The sequence below is a fragment of the Rheinheimera sp. genome (assembly GCF_037442525.1).
In the GTDB taxonomy this organism is placed as follows: Bacteria; Pseudomonadota; Gammaproteobacteria; order Enterobacterales; family Alteromonadaceae; genus Pararheinheimera.
This window is the reverse complement of record NZ_JBBIQD010000003.1, coordinates 261162-285736: the sequence shown is the minus strand read 5'-3', so window position 1 is coordinate 285736 and position 24575 is coordinate 261162. Positions and strand designations below refer to the sequence as shown.

The 24575-nt window shown below is 53.7% G+C and carries 22 protein-coding genes; 14 read left to right on the top strand and 8 right to left on the bottom strand.

Annotation, left to right across the window (positions count from 1 at the left end; translation table 11 throughout):
* Nucleotides 1–21 precede the first annotated feature (21 nt).
* The gene (locus tag WKJ03_RS07645; protein WP_337841585.1) at nucleotides 22–1362 is read right to left on the bottom strand and encodes an FAD-binding oxidoreductase; all 1341 of its coding nucleotides are present in this window, start codon (nucleotides 1360–1362) and stop codon (nucleotides 22–24) included.
* Between the two features lie 83 nt (nucleotides 1363–1445).
* On the opposite strand from WKJ03_RS07645, the gene WKJ03_RS07640 reads away from it, so the two are divergent.
* The gene (locus WKJ03_RS07640) at nucleotides 1446–2030 is read left to right on the top strand and encodes a GNAT family N-acetyltransferase (protein ID WP_337841715.1); all 585 of its coding nucleotides are present in this window, start codon (nucleotides 1446–1448) and stop codon (nucleotides 2028–2030) included.
* A gap of 8 nt (nucleotides 2031–2038) precedes the next feature.
* Here WKJ03_RS07640 and WKJ03_RS07635 read toward each other — a convergent pair whose 3' ends face one another.
* Nucleotides 2039–2314, bottom strand: coding sequence for a hypothetical protein (locus WKJ03_RS07635; protein WP_337841584.1), 276 nt, complete (start codon nucleotides 2312–2314; stop codon nucleotides 2039–2041).
* A gap of 157 nt (nucleotides 2315–2471) precedes the next feature.
* Between WKJ03_RS07635 and WKJ03_RS07630 the strand changes: the two genes are divergently transcribed.
* The 13 genes from WKJ03_RS07630 to WKJ03_RS07570 all read left to right on the top strand — a co-directional run bounded on the left by WKJ03_RS07630 (nucleotide 2472) and on the right by WKJ03_RS07570 (nucleotide 16179).
* Nucleotides 2472–3710: a divalent metal cation transporter gene (locus WKJ03_RS07630; RefSeq protein ID WP_337841583.1), complete on the top strand. Its 1239-nt coding sequence runs from the start codon at nucleotides 2472–2474 to the stop codon at nucleotides 3708–3710.
* A 137-nt stretch (nucleotides 3711–3847) separates the two neighbouring features.
* Entirely contained in the window at nucleotides 3848–4495 is a 648-nt protein-coding gene (locus WKJ03_RS07625) for a response regulator transcription factor (RefSeq protein ID WP_337841582.1), read from the top strand.
* Nucleotides 4496–4665: 170 nt separating this feature from the next.
* A complete protein-coding gene (locus WKJ03_RS07620) occupies nucleotides 4666–5865 on the top strand; it encodes a methyl-accepting chemotaxis protein (RefSeq protein ID WP_337841581.1) in 1200 nt (399 codons plus the stop codon).
* A 12-nt stretch (nucleotides 5866–5877) separates the two neighbouring features.
* Nucleotides 5878–6246 (top strand): response regulator, encoded by a 369-nt coding sequence (locus WKJ03_RS07615; protein ID WP_337841580.1) that lies wholly within the window; start codon nucleotides 5878–5880, stop codon nucleotides 6244–6246.
* A gap of 7 nt (nucleotides 6247–6253) precedes the next feature.
* Complete coding sequence (locus WKJ03_RS07610) at nucleotides 6254–6556, top strand: STAS domain-containing protein (protein ID WP_337841579.1); 303 nt, start codon at nucleotides 6254–6256, stop codon at nucleotides 6554–6556.
* 11 nt (nucleotides 6557–6567) lie between these two features.
* On the top strand, nucleotides 6568–8697 hold the full coding sequence (locus WKJ03_RS07605) for a chemotaxis protein CheA (protein WP_337841578.1): 2130 nt from the start codon (nucleotides 6568–6570) through the stop codon (nucleotides 8695–8697).
* Nucleotides 8698–8717: 20 nt separating this feature from the next.
* On the top strand, nucleotides 8718–9215 hold the full coding sequence (locus WKJ03_RS07600; RefSeq protein ID WP_337841577.1) for a chemotaxis protein CheW: 498 nt from the start codon (nucleotides 8718–8720) through the stop codon (nucleotides 9213–9215).
* The gene (locus tag WKJ03_RS07595) at nucleotides 9205–10833 is read left to right on the top strand and encodes a methyl-accepting chemotaxis protein (RefSeq protein WP_337841576.1); all 1629 of its coding nucleotides are present in this window, start codon (nucleotides 9205–9207) and stop codon (nucleotides 10831–10833) included. The genes WKJ03_RS07600 and WKJ03_RS07595 overlap by 11 nt, the downstream gene beginning before the upstream one ends.
* A 91-nt stretch (nucleotides 10834–10924) precedes the next feature.
* Nucleotides 10925–12550: a methyl-accepting chemotaxis protein gene (locus WKJ03_RS07590; protein ID WP_337841575.1), complete on the top strand. Its 1626-nt coding sequence runs from the start codon at nucleotides 10925–10927 to the stop codon at nucleotides 12548–12550.
* Between the two features lie 25 nt (nucleotides 12551–12575).
* Nucleotides 12576–13397, top strand: coding sequence for a CheR family methyltransferase (locus WKJ03_RS07585; RefSeq protein ID WP_337841574.1), 822 nt, complete (start codon nucleotides 12576–12578; stop codon nucleotides 13395–13397).
* Nucleotides 13394–13885: a chemotaxis protein CheD gene (locus WKJ03_RS07580; protein ID WP_337841573.1), complete on the top strand. Its 492-nt coding sequence runs from the start codon at nucleotides 13394–13396 to the stop codon at nucleotides 13883–13885. Before WKJ03_RS07585 ends, WKJ03_RS07580 begins: the two co-directional genes overlap by 4 nt.
* Nucleotides 13886–13891: 6 nt before the next feature.
* Nucleotides 13892–14983 carry a chemotaxis response regulator protein-glutamate methylesterase gene (locus tag WKJ03_RS07575; protein WP_337841572.1) on the top strand — a complete coding sequence of 364 codons (1092 nt, stop codon included), beginning with the start codon at nucleotides 13892–13894 and terminating at the stop codon, nucleotides 14981–14983.
* Nucleotides 14980–16179, top strand: coding sequence for an EAL domain-containing response regulator (locus WKJ03_RS07570; RefSeq protein ID WP_337841571.1), 1200 nt, complete (start codon nucleotides 14980–14982; stop codon nucleotides 16177–16179). Before WKJ03_RS07575 ends, WKJ03_RS07570 begins: the two co-directional genes overlap by 4 nt.
* A 67-nt stretch (nucleotides 16180–16246) precedes the next feature.
* Here the strand turns inward: WKJ03_RS07570 and WKJ03_RS07565 are convergent, their stop codons facing one another.
* From WKJ03_RS07565 to WKJ03_RS07540, 6 genes are all read right to left on the bottom strand, one after another.
* On the bottom strand, nucleotides 16247–16858 hold the full coding sequence (locus tag WKJ03_RS07565) for a chemotaxis protein CheC (protein WP_337841570.1): 612 nt from the start codon (nucleotides 16856–16858) through the stop codon (nucleotides 16247–16249).
* Complete coding sequence (locus WKJ03_RS07560; protein WP_337841569.1) at nucleotides 16845–17225, bottom strand: response regulator; 381 nt, start codon at nucleotides 17223–17225, stop codon at nucleotides 16845–16847. The genes WKJ03_RS07565 and WKJ03_RS07560 overlap by 14 nt, the downstream gene beginning before the upstream one ends.
* Nucleotides 17197–19116 (bottom strand): diguanylate cyclase, encoded by a 1920-nt coding sequence (locus WKJ03_RS07555; protein WP_337841568.1) that lies wholly within the window; start codon nucleotides 19114–19116, stop codon nucleotides 17197–17199. Before WKJ03_RS07555 ends, WKJ03_RS07560 begins: the two co-directional genes overlap by 29 nt.
* Complete coding sequence (locus WKJ03_RS07550) at nucleotides 19113–19925, bottom strand: CheR family methyltransferase (protein WP_337841567.1); 813 nt, start codon at nucleotides 19923–19925, stop codon at nucleotides 19113–19115. The genes WKJ03_RS07555 and WKJ03_RS07550 overlap by 4 nt, the downstream gene beginning before the upstream one ends.
* Nucleotides 19926–20387: 462 nt before the next feature.
* The gene (locus WKJ03_RS07545; RefSeq protein ID WP_337841566.1) at nucleotides 20388–21038 is read right to left on the bottom strand and encodes a response regulator transcription factor; all 651 of its coding nucleotides are present in this window, start codon (nucleotides 21036–21038) and stop codon (nucleotides 20388–20390) included.
* Nucleotides 21039–24509 (bottom strand): ATP-binding protein, encoded by a 3471-nt coding sequence (locus tag WKJ03_RS07540; RefSeq protein WP_337841565.1) that lies wholly within the window; start codon nucleotides 24507–24509, stop codon nucleotides 21039–21041.
* Between the last annotated feature and the right edge of the window lie 66 nt (nucleotides 24510–24575).

Here is a 24575-nt window from a genome sequence, read left to right as displayed (position 1 = left end):
TCTAGCTGGTTTACCCAAACTTTAAAACCACTGATCCTTGATACGGCCATACTGAAAATAGCCCCATTGCCCCAGACGACGCAAGGCTGGCAGCGGGAAGCGGGGTAAGGGGTGCTGGTACAGCGGGATCGCAGGCAACTGCACTCCGGCAATACGCTGGGCCAGTCGTTTGCCGGCCTGAGCAGAAAAGGTCAGGCCAGCCCCACAATAACCCATGCTGTACAGGACTTTACCGCTGTCATCGGCAGCGGCCAGATGCGGAATATCATCCAGCGCCATACAAATCCAGCCAGACCAGCTGTAATCATAACGCAGCGTCTGCAGTGCCGGGAAACTCTGCTTGAGCACGGCGAGCAGACGGTTGGCAAAATAAGGGTCTTCAGCGCCCTGGCCGGTAATAGCGCCGCGACCGCCAAACAGAATGCGGTTATCCGGCAGCTTGCGGTAGTAATACTTCAGTGCCCTGGTGTCCATGACCACCTGGCTGGTCAGCAGGTTACAGGCGGCCAACTGCTCCAGAGTTAAAGGTTCTGTGACAATAATTTGGGACAACACAGGTAAAGACCGCGCCTGCACACCAGGGTGTAAGGCTTTGGGTGTGTAGCCGTTGCTGGCTATCACCACCCGGTCCGCCCGGACCCGGCCTTGTGGTGTGATCAGCAGTTGTTTGCCGTGTTCGGTCCGCCAGTCCAGCACCGGGCTGGCGCTGTGGATCGTTGCGCCATACTGCATGGCCAATCGCTGATAACCCCAGGCCAGCTTGAGTGGATTCAGGCCAAAACCATCATAAAAGCGCAAGGCAGCGTAAGCCTGCTGATCGGCCACATAGTGCTGATGCAGCTGGTCCCGTCCGATGAATTCCACCTGATAGTTAAACTCTCGCTGCATCAGCGCGGCCTGCGCCTGCAGGGTTTTAATCATGGCTGGTTTATGCGCCATGCGCAGGTAACCCATCTCCTGCTGATCGCAATCGATACCGCTGCCGATCAAGCCTTTGACTGTGTCCAGCCCTTCACAAAACTCGCGGTAAATGGCCTGCATGACATCGGGGCCATACTGTTGTTTCATCACGGAATAAGGCTTGCGGCCGGACGACTTCAGCACAAAACCTGCGTTGCGGCCACTGCAGCCCCAGGCCGTGCGGTTGGCTTCCAGCACCAGGGGCTGAATACCATGCTCTGCCGCCAGGTGGTAAGCACAGGACAGGCCGGTATAACCGGCGCCGATAATCGCCACTTCGGTGTCAGTGTCCTGTGTCAGTGGGCCCTGATCGGCAGGCGCCTGCCCAGAGTGGCTGGCCCAGTAGCTGTCCGGGTAGGACAAACCAATGCCTGGATGCGGGTCGTGCAAGGGATCGTACATGCGGGGTCCTTCTTGTCAGTGGCGGGACTTTTCGCGCATCATGGCAAGATTCACCGGAAAAACCAAGAGGGCCTGCCGTGAGCATGTCAGACCGCATTTATTACCGTCAGCTGCAGCTGCAGGATTATCAGTCATTGCTGATGCTGGCGAACACTGTGCACGGTGCCGGTTATCTGGACCAGCCGACTCTGGCTTATTACCACCAGCTCGGCATTCAACAAGGGCAGGATGCCAGTTTTGTGGCTTATCAGGACGACCAACTGGTGGGGTTCCGCCTGGCCTGGGCGGCGGGTAACTGGCAACCTGATGCCTGGTGCAGCCCGGAACTTTGGCCTGTGCCAGCTGCGCAGGTGGCCTATTTTAAATGCAACACTATCAGCCCCAGGTTGCAGGGGCGGGGCATTGGCGGCGAACTGATGCAGCGTTCGATCCAGGCATTAAAAGCACAGGGCGCCAAGGCCGGGGTGGCACATTTATGGCGGCAAAGCCCAGGCAACGCGGCGGTGCGTTATTTCAGTAAACAGGGGGGCCAACTGGTGAAAATTCACCCGGATAAATGGCGTGCTGACAGCCACAATGGCTACGAATGTGTGCGTTGTGGTTTTGATTGCCGCTGTGAGGCGGCGGAGATGATTTTGCTGTTTGGTGAACCTTTTAAGGTGGACTGAGCTGGTGCTCAGCCAGCCAGGTCTGCATCACTCAACCAGGGCGTTTCCGGTAACAGCGCCAGATGTTGCACATACCGTTCCAGGTTAAAGCTTTGCCCTTGTTCAATCACGGCCTGCATTTCCGGTGCTAAGGCGCAGGCCATCAGTTCAAGCGCTTCTTCATTGCTGTGACCTGTCATACGCAGCCGCAACATGGTTTCTTTCACCTGTTTCGGGTGATTGTCGGCCAGCTGGTTTTCCAGCACTTCAAATAACAGGCTCTGATCAAGCTGTTCCTGATCCATTGTGTACTCCGGCAGGCAGAAAAATCGCAGCATGCCAGAGCCAGGGCGGAGCGGCAAGTTGGTTGCGCTGCGATGGCTATTTTTCCGCCCGGGCATGGAGTTCGTGTTTTGCTTTGGCTAAGCTGGGTCACTTTTCATCAGCCATAACTACAACCAGATGACACAACAGGGAAAACAAGAGTGGCTCAGTCGCCTGCAGGCGTTGGGGCCGGGCATTTTATTGGCCACAGCGGCCATTGGCGGCTCGCATATTGTTGCTTCTACTCAGGCCGGTGCTTTATTTGGCTGGCAGCTGGCGCTGCTGATTGTGCTGGTGAATGTACTGAAATACCCATTTTTCCGTTTTGGTGTGGAGTACAGCCTGCAAAGCGGAGAAACCTTGCTGGAAGGTTACCGCCGGCAAAGCCGTGGCTATTTATTGGGTTTTGTCTGGCTGAACCTGATTGCGGCTGTGGTCAATACGGCCGGGGTGCTGATTTTAACTGCGGCTCTGTTGCAGTATTTTATTCCGGTGCCTGTCTCCCTGACCCTGCTGTGTTGCCTGTTGCTGCTGGTCTGCGTGCTGCTGTTGCTGGCAGGCCAATACCGCGTGCTGGACAAAGTGTCCAAGTGGGTGATGGTGCTGCTGACCCTCACTACCCTGGTGGCTGCTGTGATGGCCTGGCAAAAAGGTATGCAGGCCCCTCCAGACTATGTGGCGCCTTCGCCCTGGCAACTGGCTTACTTAGGCTTTCTGGTGGCTTTAATGGGCTGGATGCCGGCTCCTATTGAAATTTCCGCCATTAACTCCTTGTGGCTGAAAGCCAAACAACAACAGAACCCGGTCAGCCGGGCCAATGGCCTGTTTGATTTCCATCTGGGGTACTGGAGTACCACGGCGCTGGCGCTGGTGTTTCTGGCGCTGGGAGCCCTGGTGCAGTTTGGCTCAGCGCAAGAGGTCGCGCTGGCCGGTGGCAGCTACATCCAGCAGTTTGTCGGCATCTACGCCAAAACCATGGGCGACTGGTCGACCTTGCTGGTCGCTTTTGTCGCTTTTTTATGTATGTTTGGCACCACCCTGACGGTATTGGATGGCTACGCCCGCACTATCAACGAGTCCTTTCAGCTGCTTGGCTGGCAACACACCAACAATCACCGCAGTTATTCCGTCTGGCTGCTGCTGCAGGCCCTGGCAGGTCTGGCTGTGATTTTATTCTTTAAATCTTCACTGGGTCCTATGCTGACCTTTGCGATGAGTCTGGCTTTTGTCACCACGCCTGTGTTCGCCTGGCTGAACTACCGGCTGATGCAAAGCGCTGGCCAAATGGCCTTGTGGATCCGCTGTTTATCCTGGGTGGGGCTGCTGTATCTCTTTGGTTTTGCCTTGCTGTTTATCGGGTGGCTGATGTCCGGTTAAACCAGGAGCCGCCCGGCTGAGCCCAGTCTGGTCTGAGTTCTAGGTCTTTAGTCTTAGCCGGGTAGGACCTCTGCGTTATGGAGCGCGGCAGGCTATCTTCCTATACTGCGGCCCGAACAAGTGAACCGGGCTCAAACGTGGTGTATCCAAAACTGATTGTGGCTGATGCAGAGTTGTTATTTCGCGACTGCCTGGTTGAGCTATTAAAGCAGCATCAGTATGAGGTGCTGGCCACGGCAAACAATGGGCCTGACGTGCTGAGCCTGTGCCGGCTGCATAAACCTGATGCGTTGCTGCTCTCTGCCCGCCTGCCTGAAATTACCGCCACTTTGGTGACAGAGCAGTTGCGGCACCAATTTCCTCACCTGAAGATTCTGTTGCTTGCCAGTCCGGCCGATTTTGTACCTGTGCTGCAGGCGGTGCGGCTGGGTGTACAGGGCGTTTTATCCAAAATGGCATCTGCAGCGCAAAGCCTGCACGGCCTGCGTCAGGTGCTGGCCGGGCAGTTTTATCTGCCGGAACAATTTTCACCCTTATTGGTGCAGGCGCTGGTGCAGCCTGAGCACCTGAGCGCCGACCAAGGGCTGTCTTCGTTAAGTCTGAAACAAAAACAAATACTGCAGCTGACAGCAGAAGGTCACACTGCCCGTGAAATCGCTGCCAGACTTTATATCAGCAATAAAACAGTTGAGTTTCACCGATCGACAATCAGTAAAAAACTGGGACTAAGTTGCCCCAGTGACTGGATCCGCTTTGCCTTGCGTCATCAGTTAATTCAACTTTAGGAACAGCTGGTTAAAAAGCCGTCAAAGCGGCCGCCAGGTGGCTAGTAACCTTACTGGTTTTGGGGTGGGTACTTTTCTAAAGTACTACGCAGGCAAATTTAAGACACGCTGCTATGCTAGTTTGGCCCTTAAATAAAATGCTTAAGCATGAAGTGGTTAGCTGAAACATTATGACGTCACAATTTCATCTTCTTTCCAAAAACTCCATTCAACCCTGGTTTCTGACAAGTCTGGTCAGTGCGGTTCTGGCGCTGGGTATGGTGTGGGCAGGTGTCAGTCCATGGGGACCTGCACTGCTGATCCTGTTGACCATGGCGTTGATTCTGGCCGGGCTTTGGAGCCAAAAACAGCAGCACCAACAGCAGAGGGTGCAGTGGCAACAGCTGCAGAAACAGCAGCAGGAAACACTGCAGCAGTCTGTGCAGGTGCAACAGCACTATCAACAGCTGTTAACAGCCTTATTGCCACTCTGGATGAATCAGCAGGGGTTGGTCAGGGAACAGACCGAAACAGGCATCACCCAACTGGTGCAACAGTTTATGGCGATCAGCGAGCAGCTGGGTAATGCGGTGGCAGCATCCCGGAAAACCGCCGGCGCCATGCATGGTGGCCAGGGGCTGGATCAGGTGGTGGCGACGGCAGACCAGGAGCTGAATCTGGTGGTTGATCAGCTGCGTCAGGCGATGCACAGCCGGGATCAATTGTTGGCTGAAATCAAATCGCTGGCAGCCATCACCGATGAACTCAAAGCCATGGGGTCGGAAGTGGCTGGTATTGCGTCACAGACCAACTTATTGGCACTGAATGCTGCCATTGAAGCGGCCAGGGCCGGTGAACATGGCCGCGGTTTTGCCGTGGTGGCGGATGAAGTCCGTACTTTATCGACCCGTTCCGGGGCCACGGGCAGCCGTATTACCCAGCGTATAGAAGAAGTGAACAGTACACTGGAAAACACATTGAATTCGACCCAGCGTTTTACCGAGCAGGATGAACAACGTCTGGAGCAGGTCAGTCAGGCCATTGCCAAAGTGCTGCATGATTTCAGTTCTGTCAGTCAAAACCTGTTGCAGTCTGCGGTGGAGCTCGAACACGAAAGCAGTGAAGTGCAGCAGCATATCCAGCAGGTGGTGGTTGAATTGCAGTTTCAGGACAGAGTCAGCCAGATCCTCGGCCATATCATGGCCGATATGGAAAAGCTGCAGCAGTATCTGGGACAACACAGTCAGCAGCAGGGCCCTCTGGAGCTGGTGCGTGTGCAGGACTGGCTGGAACAGCTACAACGGACTTACACCACTTTAGAGCAGGTGTCCGTGCATCAGGGCCGGTCTGCATCCAAAGCGGCCGCCAGCTCAGATATCACTTTCTTTTAGGAATTTCAGGGTATGACTAAAACTATTCTCGTCGTGGACGATTCGATCAGTATTCGTCAGGTGGTTGGCATGACATTGCGCAATGCCGGTTTTCAGGTGCTTGAAGCTGTGGATGGCAAAGATGCATTAAGCAAATGCTCCGGCGACAAAATTCATCTGGTGATTTCAGATGTCAATATGCCCAACATGGACGGCATTACCTTTGTGACTGAGCTGAAAAAGCTGCCTGCCTACCGCTTTACCCCCGTAATTATGCTGACCACTGAAGGGGCGGAAGAGAAAAAAGCCGCCGGCAAAGCGGCCGGAGCCAAAGCCTGGGTGGTGAAACCCTTTAAACCTGATCAGATGTTGGACGCGGTCAATAAACTGATCCTGCCCTGAGGTTGTTATGGCGCTGACTTTTTCCCAATCCGCCGATTTTCAGATCTGGGCTTTTAACCAGGACCTGACCATCTTTACTGTGCATGAGCTGATGGAGCCATGCCGCTCTGGTCTGGCGAAAGCCGGAGCCAAGGTGTTGCTGGATTTATCCGCAGTTGAAGACATCGACAGCGCTGGCTTGCAACTGGTGTGGTGGTTAAGTCACCAATTGCAACTGCAGTCTTTGGTCAGGGTCACAGGCACGGAAAACACCATGGTGCAGCGCTTGCTGAATATCTATCAGTTTGAGTTTCCGGACAATCTGGAATAAGGGGCCGGGCTATGGATATGGAACAGGCGAAGCAGCTGTTTATTGATGAAGCCAGAGAATTGCTGGAATCGATGGAACAGTGCCTGCTGGATGTGGAGTCCGGTGCAGCAGACGTTGGAGAGCATATAGACGCGGTATTCCGGGCCGCTCATACCATTAAAGGCTCTGCTGGTATTTTTGGTTTCGACGACATAGTGGCTTTTACCCACAATGTGGAGACAGTGCTGGACAAAGTGCGGGATCAGAAACTTGAATTGAGCCCGCAGTTATTGTCACTGATGCTGGATTGCCAGTCCCATATGGGCCATCTGGTGGAGGCCGTGGCGGAACCCGGCGCCGAGGTTGATAAACACACCGGTGCTTTGTTACTTCAGCAACTGCTGGCTGTTCTGCAGCCTGCCACCCAGCCCTCGCCACCCCAGGCTGAGGTGGGAACAGAATCATTGCCCGGACTGTGGCAACTGAAAATCCGTTATGGTCAGGATGTATTTAAAGACGGCATGGATCCTTCGTCTCAGCTGGTCTACCTGCAAAAGCTGGGTCAGTTGTCCGCAGTGCAGTTATCGGCCCAGTTTCCGCCCGCGGCCGACTTTGACCCGGAAAACTGCTATCTGCAGCTGGATATGCAACTGCAGTCAACCGCCAGCAAGCAAGACATTGAAGATGTGTTTGAGTTTATTCAGGACAGCAGTGAGGTGCTGATCCAGGCACCGGCTGAACTAAAGCAAAAATTGCAGCAATTGCCAATGGTGGATCAACCTTTGGGTGAAGTATTGCTGGAAGCTGGGGCTGTTACGGCCAAAGAACTGGAAAAGGCCCTACAGACACAGCAGCAGGAAATCCGGCAGGATAAATCCACAGTCGCAGTGGGGCAGATGCTGGTGCAACAAGGGGTTTTGGATCCGGCCTTGCTGGATGTGGCGTTACACAAACAAAAAAGTACGGAGCATAAAAGGCCGGCGGACTTGCAGTTTCTGAAAGTGGAAGCCCGCAAGCTGGACCAACTGATCAATCTGATTGGTGAACTGGTCACTGCAGGTGCAGCCAACCAGTTGCTGGTGCAGCAACGGGATGACGAAAAACTGTCGGAATCCTTTGGGGTGATGACCTCGCTGATCGAACAAATCCGTGATGGCACCCTGGGGCTGCGTATGGTGCAGATTGGCGATTCATTCAGCCGGTTGAAACGTATAGTGCGGGATGTCTCCAAAGAGCTTGGCAAAGAAATTCAGCTGGAAATTCTGGGTGCTGAAACCGAGCTGGATAAAAGCATGGTGGAAAAGCTGTCGGATCCGCTGATGCATATAGTACGCAATGCGTTGGATCATGGCATTGAGGCCAAAGAACTGCGGCTCTACCAGGGGAAACCGGCCCAGGGGTTGTTGCGGCTGAATGCTTACCATGAGGCTGGCGCTGTGGTGCTGGAGATCCAGGACGACGGGCAGGGCCTGAATGCGGAAAAACTGCGGCAAAAAGCCATAGAAAAAGGCCTGATCAGCGCCGAGCAGACACTGACGGAAGAAGAGTGTTTTAAGCTGATTTTTGCACCGGGTTTCTCCACTGCATCCCAGGTGACCAACCTGTCTGGCCGCGGTGTGGGGATGGATGTGGTGAAACGCAATCTGGAAGAGCTGCGTGGCCAGATTTTTATTGAATCCCAGCTGGGCAAAGGCACGTTGTTCCGCATTCGACTGCCGCTGACCCTGGCCATTATCGATGGTTTTGAAGTCAGCGTGGCGGACACTCATTTTGTGGTGCCGCTGAATATGGTGCAGGAATGTATTGAATTCAGTGCTGATTGTCAGGCTGAGCAGGCCGAGCGACGGGACTATTTTAATCTGCGTGGTGAAGTCTTGCCTTTTGTCCGGATCAACGACTTGTTCCGTTTGTCATCCGGTAACGCCACAGAGCGGGAAAATATTCTGGTGGTGCAGTACGGCCATCAACGCGCCGGCCTGGTGGTGGATGCTTTGCATGGTGAATTACAGGCCGTGATTAAACCTTTGCACGCTGTTGTCAAATCAGCACGAGGTCTGAGTGGCACCACTATTCTGGGCAGCGGTGAGGTTGGCTTTATTCTCGATGTACCACAACTGATTGATTTTGCAATTCAGCAAGAAAGCTGTGTTGCCCATTCGTAGTCCGGGGAGTGAATCAAACTATGGAACCGCATAAATCTGAGTCTGTCACTGAGCGTCAGTACCTGACCTTTATGATCCGGGATGAGTTTTTTGGCATCAGTATAGAAACAGTGAAAGAAATCCTGGAGTACGACAATGTCACTGCTATTCCGCTGATGCCGGATTTTGTCAAAGGCGTGCTGAATCTGCGCGGGGAAGTGGTGCCTGTGATCGATCTGTCGTTACGCTTGGGTAAAGGCGCCACAGAACTGAAAGAGCGCACCTGCATTGTGGTACTGGAAATTCCTTACGAGGACCAACTGGTGGTGCTGGGGGCCTTGGTAGACAGCGTGACTGAAGTCATTGAAGTGGATACGACCCAAATTGAACCTGCACCCACTTTTGGTGCCAGGGTCAAAGCGCAGTTTATTCATGGTGTGATCAATGTGGACGGTCAGTTTGTGATCCTGCTGCGCGGTGACAAAGCCTTATCTGTGGATGAACTGGCTTCACTGGTGGAGAAAGTCAGTGAAAAATAACCTGACTGTCAAGCAGCTGTTCACTGTACTGGTGCTGGTCATGACTGCACTGATGGCCGCCTTGGCAGTGGCGCAATACCGCTTGTCTGAACTGAACCAGCAGGTCAGCAGCACCCACCAGCAACGTTACCAGTCGTACTTGCTGGCAGATGAACTGCGCCAGAGTTCTGATGATCTGACCCGTCTTGCCCGGACCTATGTGGTGACTCAGGACCCCCGGTATGAACAGGTGTACAACCGTATTTTGCGTATCCGAAATGGTGAACTGCCAAGGCCACAAGACTATCAGCGCATTTACTGGGATTTTTATACCGCGGATGGCCGCCCGCCCCGGCCTGACAGCAACGAGCAAAAGCCGTTACTGGATCTGATGCAGCAAGCAGGCTTTACCGAGCAGGAACTGGCGAAACTTGCCGAAGCCAGCCAGAACTCCAATGAGCTGGTCAATACAGAAGTCATTGCAATGAATGCAGTGAAAGGGCTGGTGCCGGATGGCAAAGGTCAGTTTGTACCGGGGAAAGCCGATTTGGCACAAGCCAGAGCGCTGATGCATGACGAAGCCTATCACCAGGATAAGGCCCGTATTATGCGGCCTATCGACGAGTTTTTTGTGTTGCTGGATACCCGCACACTGGACGCTGTGCAGCAGGCTGAAGAGGCCGCGGCCACCATGAAAACTGTCATTTATGTGATGCAACTGGCCATTGTGTTGTTACTGGCATTGGCCCTGAGCTATAGCTATCTGCTGTTACGGAAAAAGCTGGGCGGTGAACCTCAGTACGCCGAACAGGTGATATCCCGGGTGGCTGCCGGGGATTTGACTGTTAAGGTGCAGCTTCTGAATGGCGACCACAGCAGTATGCTGGCGGGTATGGCAACGATGATAACCAAGCTGAATCAGATTATTCAGCAGGTACGCGCATCCACCGACAGTCTGTTGGTGGCTTCAGAGCAGATGAATGCAACGGCTCAGGCGTTGAGCCAGTCATCCAGTCAACAGGCCGCCAGTGTGGAAGAAACGTCCGCAGCGATGGAGCAGATGAGTGTGTCCATCAGCCAGAACAGCGACAACGCCAAAACCACCAATGAGATTGCCACCAAAGCTGCCTCCAGGGCGCAGCATGGCGGACAGGCGGTGCTGCAGACCGTCAGCGCCATGAAACAAATTGCCCAAAAAATCAGCATAGTGGACGACATTGCCTATCAAACTAACTTATTGGCGCTGAATGCCGCTATTGAAGCAGGCCGTGCCGGTGAACATGGCCGTGGTTTTGCTGTAGTTGCGGCTGAGGTCCGTAAACTGGCCGCCCGCAGTCAGACGGCCGCCAAAGAGATTGGTGAAGTGGCGGGGCAGTCTGTCACTCTGGCTGAACAGGCTGGTGGTTTGCTGGCCCAGATAGTGCCCGCAATAGAGCAGACGGCGGAACTGGTGCAGGAAATTGCGGCGTCCAGTCAGGAACAATCTGCCGGCACTTGCGGTATTAACGAAGCCATAGCGCAGATCTCGCTGACAACGCAGCACAATGCCGCGGCCTCAGAAGAATTGTCCTCCACCTCTGAGCAGTTGACTCAACAGGCTGAGGACTTACAGCAGATGGTGTCTTACTTCAAAACTTAACGCGTTGCCGTGGTTCCCGCCCGGACGGGAAACCAGCAGAACACAAACTACAGTCTGGCCCTGCCAGAGAGCTGACAACAAAAGGTGTTTTATGTTTAGAAAAATGAAAGTAGCCACCCGGCTTGCTACTCTGGCCGGCGCGATGATTGCCCTGATCCTTATTGTTGGTGTAATGGGCATTCTGGCCATGCAGGACTCCAACCGGGCTATGGGATCTGTGTACAAAGACCGGGTGATCCCGCTGAAAGACCTGAAGCTGATTGCCGATATGTATGCGGTTAATATTGTCGATACGGCACACAAGGTGCGTAATAACGGCCTGAGTATGGCTGACGGCCTGGCCAATGTCGACAAAGCGGATGCCATTATTCATGAGCGTTGGAACGCCTACCTGGTCACTGAACTGGTGCCTGCGGAAAAAGAACTGGTGACGCTGATCAAGCCTCAGCTGGCCGAAGCGGATGCCGCTGTGGCTAAGTTAAAGCAGGTACTGCGTGATGGCGACCGCGAAGCATTGGATACCTTTGTATTGCAGCAGTTGTATCCGAAAATAGAGCCGGTGTCGGACAGTTTCGCCAAACTGGTGGATGTGCAGTTGAAAGTGGCGGAGCAGTCATTTAATGCCTCCGAAGCCAGTTACACTACTGCGCTGTGGGTGAACCTGGGCTGTATCTTTGCCAGCATCCTGGCCAGTCTGATTCTGGGGGTGCTGATCACCCGCAGTCTGACCCGTCAGTTGGGCGGTGAGCCGGCTTATGCGGAAGATGTGATTACCAAAGTGGCGGCCGGTGACTTAACTGTGAATGTGCAGCTGGCGGAAGGCGATCAGTCCAGTATGTTGTTTGCCATCAGCCAGATGGTGCAGAAATTATCGGAAATCATCAGCGAAGTGCGGTCCTCCACTGACACTTTATCTTCGGCGGCTGAGCAAATGAATGCGACGGCTCAGTCGTTAAGTCAGTCCTCGTCTGAGCAGGCCGCCAGTATTGAAGAAACCTCTGCCGCCATGGAGGAGATGACCGCTTCCATTACGCAAAACAATGAAAATTCGAAAATTACTGAGGGCATTGCGTCGAAAAGTGCCAATCAGGCGATCAGTGGTGGCAAAGCGGTCAGCGAGACTGTGGCGGCCATGCGTCAGATTGCGCAGAAAATAGGCATTATTGATGACATTGCTTACCAGACCAACTTGCTGGCGCTGAATGCGGCCATTGAAGCGGGCCGGGCCGGCGAGCATGGCCGGGGCTTTGCTGTGGTGGCCGCAGAGGTGCGTAAACTGGCGGCCCGCAGTCAGACGGCCGCCAAAGAAATTGGTGAAGTGGCCACCAGTTCGGTCACGCTGGCTGAACAGGCGGGCTCCCTGCTGACCGAAATTGTGCCTTCCATTCAGCGGACCGCTGAGCTGGTGCAGGAAATTTCTGCCGCCAGTAACGAACAGTCGGTTGGCGCGGGTGAAATTAATGACGCCATTCTGCAGATCACCCAGGCCACGCAACAAAATGCTGCGGCGTCCGAAGAGTTGTCATCCACCTCTGAAGAATTGACCCAGCAGGCCGTGCAGTTACAGCAACTGATGGAGTTTTTCAGCATTACCCAGCACAGGGCGCAGCAGAGGCCGAAAAAAGCTGTGCATCATGCCCAGCCGGTAAAAACTGCCAAAGTCAGCAAAAAAGCCACTGCTGCTGATGAAGCCGACTTTGATTTCGAAAACTTCTGAGCCCCGGTAAGACGCAGGAGGGATTGTGCAGGTCAGCAGTAGCATTTCAGAGCAGTCGTTTCGACAAGTCCGGGATTGGTTGTACCAGCGCAGTGGTATTTTTCTGAATGACACCAAACGCAGCCTGGTCTGCGGCCGACTGCAAAAACGCATGCGGGAGCTGGAGCTGGCCAGTTTTGAGCAATACATCCGGGTGTTGCTCAATCCGGCAGAACAGCTGGAGCATGAGCTGGCAGTCAATATTCTGACCACCAATGAAACTTATTTCTTTCGTGAGGAAAAACATTTCCGTTTTTTGGAAAAAGTCGCCGCAGGGCATAAAACCACAACCCCTGCAGCCCCTTTTCAGGTCTGGAGCGCGGCGGCTTCTACCGGCCAGGAAGCCTATTCGGTGGCTATGGTACTGGCACAGCAGTTTGGTGGCTATCAGCCTTGGTCTGTGGTGGGCACGGATATCAATACGGCGGTGCTGTGTACTGCCAGGCAGGCGATTTATCCGATTGAAGCCAGCCGTAAAATTCCACAGGACTTACTGAAAGCCTATGCCCTGAAAGGCAAAGGCAAAGATGAAGGCTGGTTTAAGTTCCGGCCTGAGTTGTGTCAAAAGGTCAGCTTTGAACCGCTGAACCTGATGGAGCCCAAGCAGTTTAACTACCGCTTTGACTTGATTCTTTTGCGCAATGTACTGATTTATTTCGAGTTGGAAGACAAACAAAAAATTGTCCGCAATGTGCTGAAGTTCCTGAAACCTGGTGGCTACTTGCTGGTGGGGCATTCGGAAAGTATTCATGGGTACGATGATCGCTTACAACAAATTCAGCCGGCCTGTTACAGGTTGAAAGCATGACAGCCGCGAAACTGGAGTTAACCAATCTGGCTCCCGGCGACTTTGTGTACGGTACGGGCGGGCGTCAGTTGTATTTTACTGTGTTGGGTTCTTGTGTGTCGCTGGTGTTGTGGCATCCGGCCAGCCGCTTTTATGCAATGTGCCACTACATTTCGCCCCATACTCCGGCCACAGAAGCTGGCAAAGTGCGGGTGCAGGGCAAGTATGCGGATCAGGTGTTGCCTTACTTATGGCAACAGGTGCAAAAGCACCAAATCCCACCACAAGAACTGCAGGTCAGTCTGGCCGGTGGTGCCGGTAACCTGCTCAGTGGCCAGCTGGCCCGGCAGTTTCAGATTGGTGCACTGAATCTGGAAATGGCCCGGCACTTTATCGCTGAGCACCAATTAAATTTGTACAAGGATGATACGGGAGGGCAACCCGCCAGACGGCTCCGATTTGACAGCCGCACCGGGGCGCTGGAGATAGAGCAGGTAGTGGCGGGGTAAAGGCAAATGGACAAAACCAAAAAAATCAAAGTATTGATTGTGGATGACTCGGCCGTGGTGCGTCAGGTTTTGTCTGACATGATGGCCAATCAGCCTGACATTGAAGTCACTGGCACGGCGGCCGATCCTATTTTTGCGGTGTCCAGAATGAAAGCAGACTGGCCTGATGTGATCACTCTGGATGTGGAAATGCCGCGGATGGACGGTATTACCTTTCTGAAAAAAATTATGCAGGGCAGGCCGACTCCAGTGGTGATTTGTTCTTCCCTGACAGAGCAGGGCGCAGAGACCACGATGGAAGCTTTAAGCGCAGGAGCTGTCGCCATCTTTACCAAACCGCAAAGCGGCGTGAAGGGCTTTTTGCAGGACAGTAAACAGGAGCTGCTCAGCGCCATTCGTGAAGCCGCCCGTTCCAATGTGGCTGTGCTGAGACGCACCAAAAACAGTCCGCAGCCGGTCAGTCCCGCTTTGGCGCAGACCGACACTCAGGCGACGGCCATGAGCAAAACTACCGAAAAAGTGGTCGCCATTGGCACTTCCACTGGCGGCACCATAGCGCTGGAGCAGATCCTGACGGAGCTGTCGCCTGGCTGCCCAGGCCTTGTCATTGTGCAGCATATGCCGGAGAAATTTACTGCAGCCTTTGCCAGCCGGCTGAATCAGATTTGCAGTATTGACGTGAAAGAGGCGCAGGATGGCGACAAAGTGCGGCCTGGTCTGGCATTGATTGCACCAGGCGGTAAGCATATGAGCCTGGTCCGCAGCGGCGCCTTTTTTCAGGTCAGTGTCAAGGCCGGCCCAGCGGTAAACCGGCATTGCCCGTCGGTGGACGTGTTATTCCGCTCTGTGGCGAAAAGTGCCGGTAAGAATGCCGTGGGTTTTATTTTGACCGGTATGGGAGATGATGGTGCCCGTGGCCTGTTGGAGATGCGAGAGGCGGGCGCCATGACCTATGCGCAGGATGAAGCCAGTTCAGTGGTGTTTGGTATGCCTAAAGAAGCCATCAAACGTGACGCTGCTGCAGTGGTCCTGAGTCTGGAGCAGGTGGCTGCGGTAATCAGTAGTTACAGCTTTAAATCGCAGAGGAACGAGGCATGAACGATTTATCATTGTTGGTGGTGGAAGACAGCAAAACACAACGTGAATACCTGTTGAGTTTATGCCGGGAGTTCGGCTGCAGTCACTTGTCCGGCGCAGAAAACGGCCGCGAAGCCCTGGCATTGATTGAACAGGGTGAACATGATTTTGATATTTTGATTTGCGATTTAGAAATGCCGGATATCGACGGCATTGAACTGATTCATCTGCTGGCGGCGCGCCAGCAGCGCTCCGCCATTCTGATCGTCAGCTCCCGCGAAGCCGCTTTGATCTCAGCGGTTGAATTTATGGCCACAACAGAGGGGCTTTATGTACTGGGCTCACTGCAAAAGCCGGTGCAGCGCAGCTCCTTGCTGGAAAAATTGCATCTGTATAAAGGACGGGTTGAGAGCCAACAACACAAGGTGCCTGCGGTCAGTGCGCCTGTGCTGGGCAAAGCAGAACTGCAGCAGGCACTGGCAGAACGTCGTTTTGTGTTGCATTACCAGCCGAAAATTGAATTTGCCAGCGGCGAACTGACGGAAGTGGAAGCCCTGGTGCGGCTGAAATACGATGAACGTATTGTGTTCCCTAATGACTTTATCCAACTCTGCGAAAACTACCAACTGATCGATCAACTGAGTTATGAGGTGGTGCGTATGGCCGCTGAGCAGCAGCAACGTTGGGCTGCTCAGGGTTTTGCTATCAAAATTGCTGTCAATTTATCTGCGGTGTCTTTTGATAATGATGAGTTCTCTAAAAATATTATGGCGCTGCTGAAACAGGCCGATGTGGCAGCCAAAGGCCTGACCTTTGAAGTGACGGAAACCTCGGTGATCCGCGATATAGGCAAAGCCTTGTCCATTTTGACCCGGCTGCGGCTGGCCGGTGCTGGCTTGTCCATTGATGACTACGGTACCGGCTATTCTTCTGTTAAACAGCTGGCGCAAATCCCTTTTACTGAACTGAAAGTTGATCGTTCCCTGATTAAAGGCATTGCCGGGAAATCGCATTTGCAGGTCATTTTTGAAAGTACCCTGCAAATGTGCATGAAACTGGGCATTGTTGTCGTTGCTGAGGGCATTGAAACGGAAGCGGACTGGAATTACCTGAGTGGTGCCGGTTGCCATGTCGGACAGGGCTACTTTATTTCTCCGCCTATGCCGGAAGATAAATTGTTCAGCTGGTGGCAGGCGGGCATGAATTTTCTGCGTTAAATCCTCTAATCTCAAGCAGTTTACGGGTCTGACTGCATCGAGTGCTGTTCAGGGGTTGCTGCTTTTTTCAGCTGTTTTGGCTGCGTTGCGCTCCCTGAATAAAAGTACCTATACACTCTTGCAGTGCCAGCATGGACTGCAGGTTCACCACAAAGACAATACTGCCTTCCAGTTCCCGGTCTTCCAGATAAAACAGAATTTGCAGCAGGATCAGCACCTGTTCGTCTTCATACTCACTGAGCACCTGGCTGCTGTCACCCATCACCAGCTGCGGAATGGTTAAGTCAAAACGTTGGTTGAATAGGTTGGATAACGAGGCCAGACAGGCGTTCAGCACTATATTGCCTATTTCAGCCATCGCATCCTGTTCCAGCTCGGTGATTTGCTGCACCGGTGTATCCAGCCCCACCATCAGCCGGACCAGTTCCAGGCTGCGGTGTTCAGGAAAAAGTAAAATGGCCTGGCCGCTGAAACTGCTCTGGAAACGCTGGGCTATCCCACAAATATCATAACCTCTGTCCAGCTGGCTGATGGCTTGGGAAATATCACAGACATCCACCTTGGGCACCGTCATCCGGATCGGTTGCTGCACTATCTCACTCATAGCGGCGGCCGCCTGACCGACACTGATATTAAAAATTTCGCACAGGGCGTCTTTTTGTAAGTCACTGAATTGCATTGTGGTACTCCTCAGCATCCTGTGCTATTTGCCGGATCAGGTCCGGGGTGACAGGTTTGCGGTAATAAAACAGCCGGGCCTGTTCTGCTTCGTCCTGAATGTAACGCTGTATATTGGCGGTGAGCAGTGCCATAAAACATTTTTTTTGGTTTATTTTAACCTTTTCAGCAACATGTAAGCCATCTATATCCGGCATGTTGTAATCCAGCACTATCACGTCAAAGTGCTGACTTTCAGCCATCTGAATGGCCTGCTCGCCACCTTCGGCTTCAACAAAAATCCAGTCCGGGCGCAGGTCCCGCCAGTAATTCACCACAAAAAGGCGGGATACTTTACTGTCATCGACCACTAAAATCTTCTTCTGCATAAATTTCATTCTCTTCCGACACAGCGGGCAACGGAGCCTGACTGACCCTGTTACGCCCCTGTTGTTTTGACTGATACAACATAAAATCAGCCCGACCTAAAGTACGATCCACAGCCTCTGCAGGCTGTTTTTGGGCGACACCTAAAGAAATGCTGATTTGAAATGGCTGGTCAAACTGCAACAGCTGTACCTGCAGCCTGAGTTGTTCTGCCAGTTCGGCCGCTTTCGGCAAGCGGTAACCCGGACACAGTACCAGGAATTCCTCTCCCCCCCAGCGACCAAACAGGCCGGGTGGCTCCACCAGCGGCGCTAAACGGGTTGCCACCTGTTTTAGCACCAGATCACCGGTCTGATGTCCATAAGTATCGTTGATTTGTTTGAAATGATCGATGTCCAGCAGGATCAGGCTGAGGTTACCTGGCACAGCCGCCGTCGTGTAACCGGCCAGAGCCAGCTCCAGCGCCTGGCGGTTGGCGACGCCGGTCAGGCGGTCGGTGCTGGCCTGATGCTGGTAATGCAGACTTTCAGCTTCCAGTTGTTGTTGCGCCTGATTGGTTTGTTGCAGTTGCTGGTTGCGTTCATGCAGCTCAAACACCATGGCGCGGAAATTATCGACCAAAGTACGGATTTCCAGAATGCGGCTTTGGTCGGTCAGGGGATCCGGGCTGGGGACAGTCCCCAGGGTGTTGGTCCAGCTGGTCAGGCGGCGGATAGGGTGAATCAGGCTGACAGCAAACTGGCTGGCTTTCGCATACATAAAACGGAAATACAGACTGACCAGCAAAAATAACACGACAAAGGCTGCCAGATGCAGCTGAAGTTCGTTCTGCTCCTGCTGAGTGACAGTGTTGTTGATCAGGGTCATAGGCTGCAGCAATACCAGCTGCCAGCCGGTTGCTGCCACCTGGTGTCTGCTCAGCACATAATCCTGCCCCTGAAGGGTCACGATTGGCCGCTGTTCTGTGCTTCCAGGCCATTCGCCTAATTGCAGCTCAGTGTGGTTGCGCTCTGTCAGTTGCAGTTGAGGTTTCAGCGTCGCCGATACGGCCAGAATGTCTGCTTCAGCGGATAGCAGCAGCACCTGATAGCCATGCTGAGAGGCCCGTTGCAATAAAGCAGCGGCCAGGCTGGGTAAAGTGATATCAGCACCCATAACCCCCGCCAGCTGGTCGTGCTGATACAGGGGCTGCAGGGCTGACACCATCAGGCCCATACCAAAGGCGTCAGGGTATGCCTGAGTCCAGGTCAGTTGGCGTGTCGGGTTATGTTGCTGATCTGCCAGGTAATAAAAGTTCTGTTGCACCAAAGGCTGTGGTGACTGCAAGGAGGCGGAGTCTGCAGGCAAAGGCGGGTAGATCCGGCTCATATTGCCTGCGCTGATAAAATACAGTTGGTCAATCAAAGGGTTGGTGTCGACCACCGCCTGATACAGCAGGTTCAGCCGTCTGGTGTTCAGCGCCAGCGCCAGCTGCTCAGGGCGGTAGGGCCCTTGCCCCTGATAAAACATATGCACTCCCTGGCCCGATTTTTCCACTAAAACTCCATTGGGCAACAAGGCAAACCCCAATTCTGCCGCTGTGCGCTGTGGGTTTGGAGTGGGTACATTGAGGTAATACAAATGTTCAGGGGCCAGGATGTGCAGCTGTTCGGCCACAGTGGTCAGTTGCTGCGACAGCAGTTCGGCTTCCGTGAGCGCAGTGGCTTGAAGGTTGGTTTCCAGCTGGCTGAGCAGGCCGCGTCTGACCTCGGTACTGCGATACCAGGAGCTCAGGCTGACAATCAAGACTATGCTCAGTGTCAGCGCAATAAAGGGGCAGAGGGCAAATACGGAAATGCCCTGAGCCAGGGTCTGGGCTAAAGGCTGACACTGTTCCTGAGGGGGTGGGGTCATGGCAGCCACTGGTAACAGGCTGGTTGCAACAGCTTTAACCCTTCATCATAACCGTTGATGCTTTCGGTATGGCCTACCAGCAACAAGCCACCTGGTTTCAGACGCTGCAGCAGCTGGTTGACCAGGTATTTACGGTCGGTGGCTTTGAAATATATCAGCACATTACGCAGCAATATCACGTCAAAACGCACAGTCTCAGCGGACATCTGCATCAGATTCAGCTGGAAAAACTGCACTTTTTTCCGCAATTCCGGCGTCACCATAAAAGAGCCGCTATCTTTGCCCCGGCCTTTACGGCAGTATTTTTGTAACTTCGGCAGCGGGATGCGGTCTGCCTGTGCCAGTGGGTAAACCGCACGTCTGGCCGCCTGCACCATTTCACTGTTGATATCTGTGCCCTGAATATTCCAGTCCGTATTAAAACCATACTTATCGGCCAGCATCATGGCCAGACTGTAAGCTTCTTGCCCGCTCGATGCGGCGGCGCTCCAGCAATGCAGCGGCTGGCACAGGGGCGCTTTAGGTAACCAGCGCTGCAGAAACTCAAAATGTGCTTCTTCGCGGAAAAAATAAGTTTCATTGGTGGTCAGCGAATTGAGCGCTATCTGTTGTTCTGAGGCTGCACTGTGACTGTTGATCAGCTCCAGATACTGCTCAAAATTGCCCAGTTGTAAGTCCCGCAGTCGGGCGGCTAACCGGGCTTTGACCAGCACTTTTTTTTCGTCGCCCAAATGAATACCACTGCGTTGATACAGCCATTGGCTGATCAGGCGGAAACTTTGTTCGGATAAGTCGGTTTCAAGTTGCATGCGCAGCCCCGGAAACAAAAAATGCACTTGGCCCAGACTCAGAGTGTAAAAGCGGGTCAGGTTCTGCACTATTGACCTCAAGGGCTAGAACCGCTAGGTCTTTAGGCCTATACCCGTCGCATTTGCAGCCGCAGCTGTGTTGACAGCGCCTTCTCGCCCCAGTCACATAAGTTGACTATGCTCCTGGGGTCTCACTGGCTTGTCGCCTTGCTGCAGCTTCAACTGATTTGGGTATACACCCGTCGCATTTGCAGCCGCAGCTGTGTTGACAGCGCCTTCTCGCCCCAGTCACATAAGTTGACTATGCTCCTGGGGTCTCACTGGCTTGTCGCCTTGCTGCAGCTTCAACTGATTTGGGTATACACCCGTCGCATTTGCAGCCGCAGCTGTGTTGACAGCGCCTTCTCGCCGGGTTGCAACTTGAAGTGGCGTGGGGTCAGGGCTGGAAGCCTGTTGAGTGGGTCAGGAATGGGGAGGGGCTTTCAGCCAGGAGGCGGCAGCATCAGCCAGCAGACAGGCGGCCTGAGTACGGTTGTCGACTTCCAGTTTTTCCAGAATGGCGGACACATGCACTTTGACGGTTTTTTCGGCCAGCCCTAACTGATTGGCGATCTGTTTGTTACTGTAGCCTTCAGCCAGCAGTTTAAACACTTTGTATTGGCCAGGGGTGAGGCGGGCTATACGCAATTGGGCTGAACCCGCTTCGGGCTGGCGTTGCACTGCGGTTGGGAACTGGTAATCGCCTTGCAGCAGTTGGCTGATGGTGTGGATCACATCCGCACTGTCGGCCGCTTTGGACAAAAATGCCGAAGCACCGGCGCTCAGACAGAGCTGACGCATTGCCAGGTCGTCATGACCACTCAGGATCACAATAGGCAACTCGGGAAAACGGCTGCGGATAAAATGCAGGCCACTCAAACCTGAGCTGCCGGGCATCGACAAATCCATCAGCAATAAATCCAGTTGGTCACAGTACTTTTCCAGCAGCTCAAACAGCAGCAGGTAATCTGCGGCCTGGTACACCTGCAACCCGGCAATAGCCTGTTGCAAAGACCGGCTCAGTGCATCCAGGTAAATAGGGTGGTCTTCGGCCAGCACAATCTGAAATGTCATCTATTGGTCCTTTGCTAACAGCCAGGCAAGGCGGGCGCGTTTCACAGGTTTCAGCATAAAATACACGGCTTTGTGTTCTGGCAGGCGCTGACGCAAGGTGGCGTCGGCCGACATCAGTAACAGCTTACCGCCAGGGGCTAACCTGGAGGTTAATAAGGTCAATTCCGTCAGGTGGTCATCCGTCGCGTTCAAGTGTATATCAGAAATCAGCAGGCGAAACCCGGTCTGACCTGAACGCTGAAAGTCGCGCAAAGACGAAAATACGCTGACCTGCAAACCATGCCGCACCAGTTCGTAGTACAAGGATTGCCGGACCTGAGGGTCCGGATCTATCACCAGCGCTGAACCAACAGCGGCTGCAGGCAGGGTATAAGGCTCTGCCCGGACAAAACGCAGACCAAAACTGGTGCCCCGTTCTGAACTGTATAAGTTGATCGGCAACACCAGTAACTCGGCAATTTTGCGTACTATGCTCAGGCCCAAACCTGACCCCTGATAACTTTGGTTACCGCGCTGAAAAGCGTTCCCCCAATGGCGTCGCATCGGTTGGGGTAACCCAGGGCCTGAATCCCGGATTGACAGATACAACTGCTGGCTGTGCGGGTAACGGTGTTTCAGCTCCAGTTGCACCAGTTCACCTTCCTGCAGGTTTTTCAGCGCATTGTCCAACAGATTCATCAGCATACGGGCCACCAGGTGTTTATCGGTAACCACCAGCAGATCGGGTTCGACCTTCAGTTCCAGCCGGACTTTTAACTCCGCCGCCATAGGCACAAAAGTTTGGTAGACCTGCTGCAATAACTGACTCAAGTTCACCAGTTGCAGTTGAGGGGTGATCACACCGGCGTTCAGCCTGGATAATTCCAGAATGTCGTCGACCAGGGTATTGAGTAACTTGCAGCTGTTATTGACCGTGTGCCAACCCGGTTCACCGGAGGGCTGCAGATGTTGCCGTAAATCCGTCAGATTCAGCCGGACCAGGGCAGATAAGTTTTTCAAGTCATGGCTGGTGCTGCTTAAAAACGCAATTTTTTCCTGTTGCAGCAAAACCAGTTCCTGCTGTTGTTGTTCCAGACTCGCTGTGCGCTGTCGCACGGCCAGTTCCAGCTGATGGGTGTAGTCCTGTTGTAATTTATGCTGAGCTTCGGCGGTTGCCAGGCGGGCCTGCTGAATTTGCCAGCGTTGCCGGAAATGCAACCAGAACAGCAAAGTGGCCAGCAACAGATACAGCCCGTAAGCCGCCGGGCTGCGCCAGAATTTCGGCTTGACGGAAAAATGCAGCTGAAGTGGATCAGACCAACGGCCGTCTGCGCCAATAGCCCGGACGTTCAGTTGGTACTGACCTGTGGCCAGTTGAGAGAACCTCAGGGTACTGATGTTGAGATCAAACCATTGGGGGTTGGCAGGCTCCAGCCGGTACTGATAACGCACCGGTGCCAAAACAGGGGCTGGCCCCAGGTTGAAACTGAATTCAATGACATTGGGCTCGGTCAACTGCAATGGGCTGTCTGGGATTAAATGCTGGACGCCGTCAACCAGAACATGGCTCCAGTCCAGCCGGGCCTGCACAGTCGAAAGCTGTTGAGGTGGACCCAGCAAGGTGACACCAGAGTCGCCCGCCATATACACCTGATTTCCCAATGGCCCACATTGAAACTGATTAAACTCGTGCTGTACCAGGCCGTCGTATTCACTAAGTAATCGGATCAGCTGATTGCTGCGATCAAAGACGGCGATGCCCTGATGGGTGGCGGCAAACCAGTAACCATCCGTCAGTTCCGCGCTGCAGACCACCGTCTGGTTCGGCAATTGGCGCATCGCCTCAATGGGGGTGGCATGCCAGCCATCGCTGTTCTGGTTCAGCAAACGCACCCCCTGTTCGGCAGACCAGAGCTGAAGTTCGCCGCTACCGGTACGACGCAGGCCTAACACCGGGTCGCCCGCCAACTGAGATTGCCAGTGCAGTGGCGGCTGGCTCCAGTCCGTCCAGTGGCTGCTGCTGAGCAGCCCCTGATAATAAGCCGCAACTAGTAACTGACCCTGCTGATACAGCAAACCCGAGGTGTCTTTTGTGGGCAAGTCGGTGATCCAGACTTTGTCGAAGCCGGTTCCTTGCTGTCGCATCAGCATCAGCTTGCGGTTAAACAGCAGTAAGAAGTGGTGTTGATCCAGGGGCAGCACATCAATCAGGATCTGGTTATCCTCCAGTTCGGCAAACTGATAAGGCCAGGGAGCTATTTCAGCTTTATCCAGGTCCACCAGCTGAATGCCTGCTGCTGCCGTTGTCATCAGCAGCAGCGGCCCCAGGCGTTTAAACAACAGCGGAACCATAGGTTTGGGGTAAGGCAATTGCTGGACCAGCGCAGGTTGTGGCAGGTCGGTTCGGTAAAGTTCCAGCGCCTGATCGGTGGCGACCAGCAGTTGATTCGTGCCGACACTGGTCAGAGTGTTCAGTGTGGTGCTGAATGCAGGGGCCTGCACCGCAAAACTACTCAGGTTCTGGTAACTCAAAGGCACCAGTAACACCCCTCTGTCGCGGCCAATGGCCAGCTCTCCGGTGCGCAGCATTTGCAGCTGAATTTGTTTGGTGCGGGAGCTGTAAGTGCTGCTTTTCAGCTGTGGCAATACCAGCCTGGACTGGCCGTTTTCGGGTTGGTACAACACAATGCTGTCCTGACGCACGATCACCAGTTGCTGTTGCCAGCTGGTCAGGGCTGTGACCTCACTGAACGATTCTGTTAAGGCCGGTAACTGCACCTGCTCACAGCTTTGTGCTGTGCAGTTCCACAATTGCCAATCTGAAGTAACCAGCCATAACCTTTCTGCAAACCACAGACTGCTTCTGATATGGGTTGGTATGGTCGCAGCTAAGGGCAGTTGTTGGGGGTGCTGAGTGGATGGGTACAGAAAATACTGATTTTGGTTGCGCAGCAACAGACCATCGGCCATGGGCTGCAGTTCATGCACTGGAAAATTCAGTGTTGCCTGACGCAATTGCTGGCTTTGGGTATCCAGCAGATATAGTTGCTGATCTTTGGTCAGAATGCCCAGTAGGGTGGCATTTAACCAGGCCAGTTTATGGATCTGCTGCAAGGCTGAAGCTGCGGTAATGGCTTCGACGGTCAGGGTCCGGCTGTCGGCTTTATACAAGCCGGTATTGGTCGCAATCCAGATACCAAATTGCTGATCGATCAGCAGGTCCTGAATAATTTTTCCGGCTGTCTGGCCCCCCGGCAACTGCACTAACTTCACGGTGTCGCCTTCCACCAGATGTAAGCCCTCCAGCGTGCCTATCCAGAGCCGACCCCACTGGTCTTCTGCCAAAGCCCGCGCCATATTCTGTTTCAGGCCATTTTCACTGCTGAGTACCCTGGCCAGCGGCCTGTGTAACGCCAAAGGTTCGGCAGCCTGCAACGAGGCCTGGCCCAAACTCCAGAGGAAAAAAAACACAACAAAAAACCAGTGTTTCAAACCGTGTTCCAGTCAGCTGTCAGCGATCTCAGATAAATCCCAGTATGGCGTTGATCCGTATGAAAA

Coding starts and splice junctions, on each gene's coding strand:
- WKJ03_RS07645 (WP_337841585.1), bottom strand. CDS start 1,362: ATGTACGATCCCTTGCACGACCCGCATCCAGGCATTGGTTTGTCCTAC.
- WKJ03_RS07640 (WP_337841715.1), top strand. CDS start 1,446: ATGTCAGACCGCATTTATTACCGTCAGCTGCAGCTGCAGGATTATCAG.
- WKJ03_RS07635 (WP_337841584.1), bottom strand. CDS start 2,314: ATGGATCAGGAACAGCTTGATCAGAGCCTGTTATTTGAAGTGCTGGAA.
- WKJ03_RS07630 (WP_337841583.1), top strand. CDS start 2,472: ATGACACAACAGGGAAAACAAGAGTGGCTCAGTCGCCTGCAGGCGTTG.
- WKJ03_RS07620 (WP_337841581.1), top strand. CDS start 4,666: ATGACGTCACAATTTCATCTTCTTTCCAAAAACTCCATTCAACCCTGG.
- WKJ03_RS07615 (WP_337841580.1), top strand. CDS start 5,878: ATGACTAAAACTATTCTCGTCGTGGACGATTCGATCAGTATTCGTCAG.
- WKJ03_RS07610 (WP_337841579.1), top strand. CDS start 6,254: ATGGCGCTGACTTTTTCCCAATCCGCCGATTTTCAGATCTGGGCTTTT.
- WKJ03_RS07605 (WP_337841578.1), top strand. CDS start 6,568: ATGGATATGGAACAGGCGAAGCAGCTGTTTATTGATGAAGCCAGAGAA.
- WKJ03_RS07600 (WP_337841577.1), top strand. CDS start 8,718: ATGGAACCGCATAAATCTGAGTCTGTCACTGAGCGTCAGTACCTGACC.
- WKJ03_RS07590 (WP_337841575.1), top strand. CDS start 10,925: ATGTTTAGAAAAATGAAAGTAGCCACCCGGCTTGCTACTCTGGCCGGC.
- WKJ03_RS07580 (WP_337841573.1), top strand. CDS start 13,394: ATGACAGCCGCGAAACTGGAGTTAACCAATCTGGCTCCCGGCGACTTT.
- WKJ03_RS07575 (WP_337841572.1), top strand. CDS start 13,892: ATGGACAAAACCAAAAAAATCAAAGTATTGATTGTGGATGACTCGGCC.
- WKJ03_RS07570 (WP_337841571.1), top strand. CDS start 14,980: ATGAACGATTTATCATTGTTGGTGGTGGAAGACAGCAAAACACAACGT.
- WKJ03_RS07565 (WP_337841570.1), bottom strand. CDS start 16,858: ATGCAATTCAGTGACTTACAAAAAGACGCCCTGTGCGAAATTTTTAAT.
- WKJ03_RS07560 (WP_337841569.1), bottom strand. CDS start 17,225: ATGCAGAAGAAGATTTTAGTGGTCGATGACAGTAAAGTATCCCGCCTT.
- WKJ03_RS07555 (WP_337841568.1), bottom strand. CDS start 19,116: ATGACCCCACCCCCTCAGGAACAGTGTCAGCCTTTAGCCCAGACCCTG.
- WKJ03_RS07550 (WP_337841567.1), bottom strand. CDS start 19,925: ATGCAACTTGAAACCGACTTATCCGAACAAAGTTTCCGCCTGATCAGC.
- WKJ03_RS07545 (WP_337841566.1), bottom strand. CDS start 21,038: ATGACATTTCAGATTGTGCTGGCCGAAGACCACCCTATTTACCTGGAT.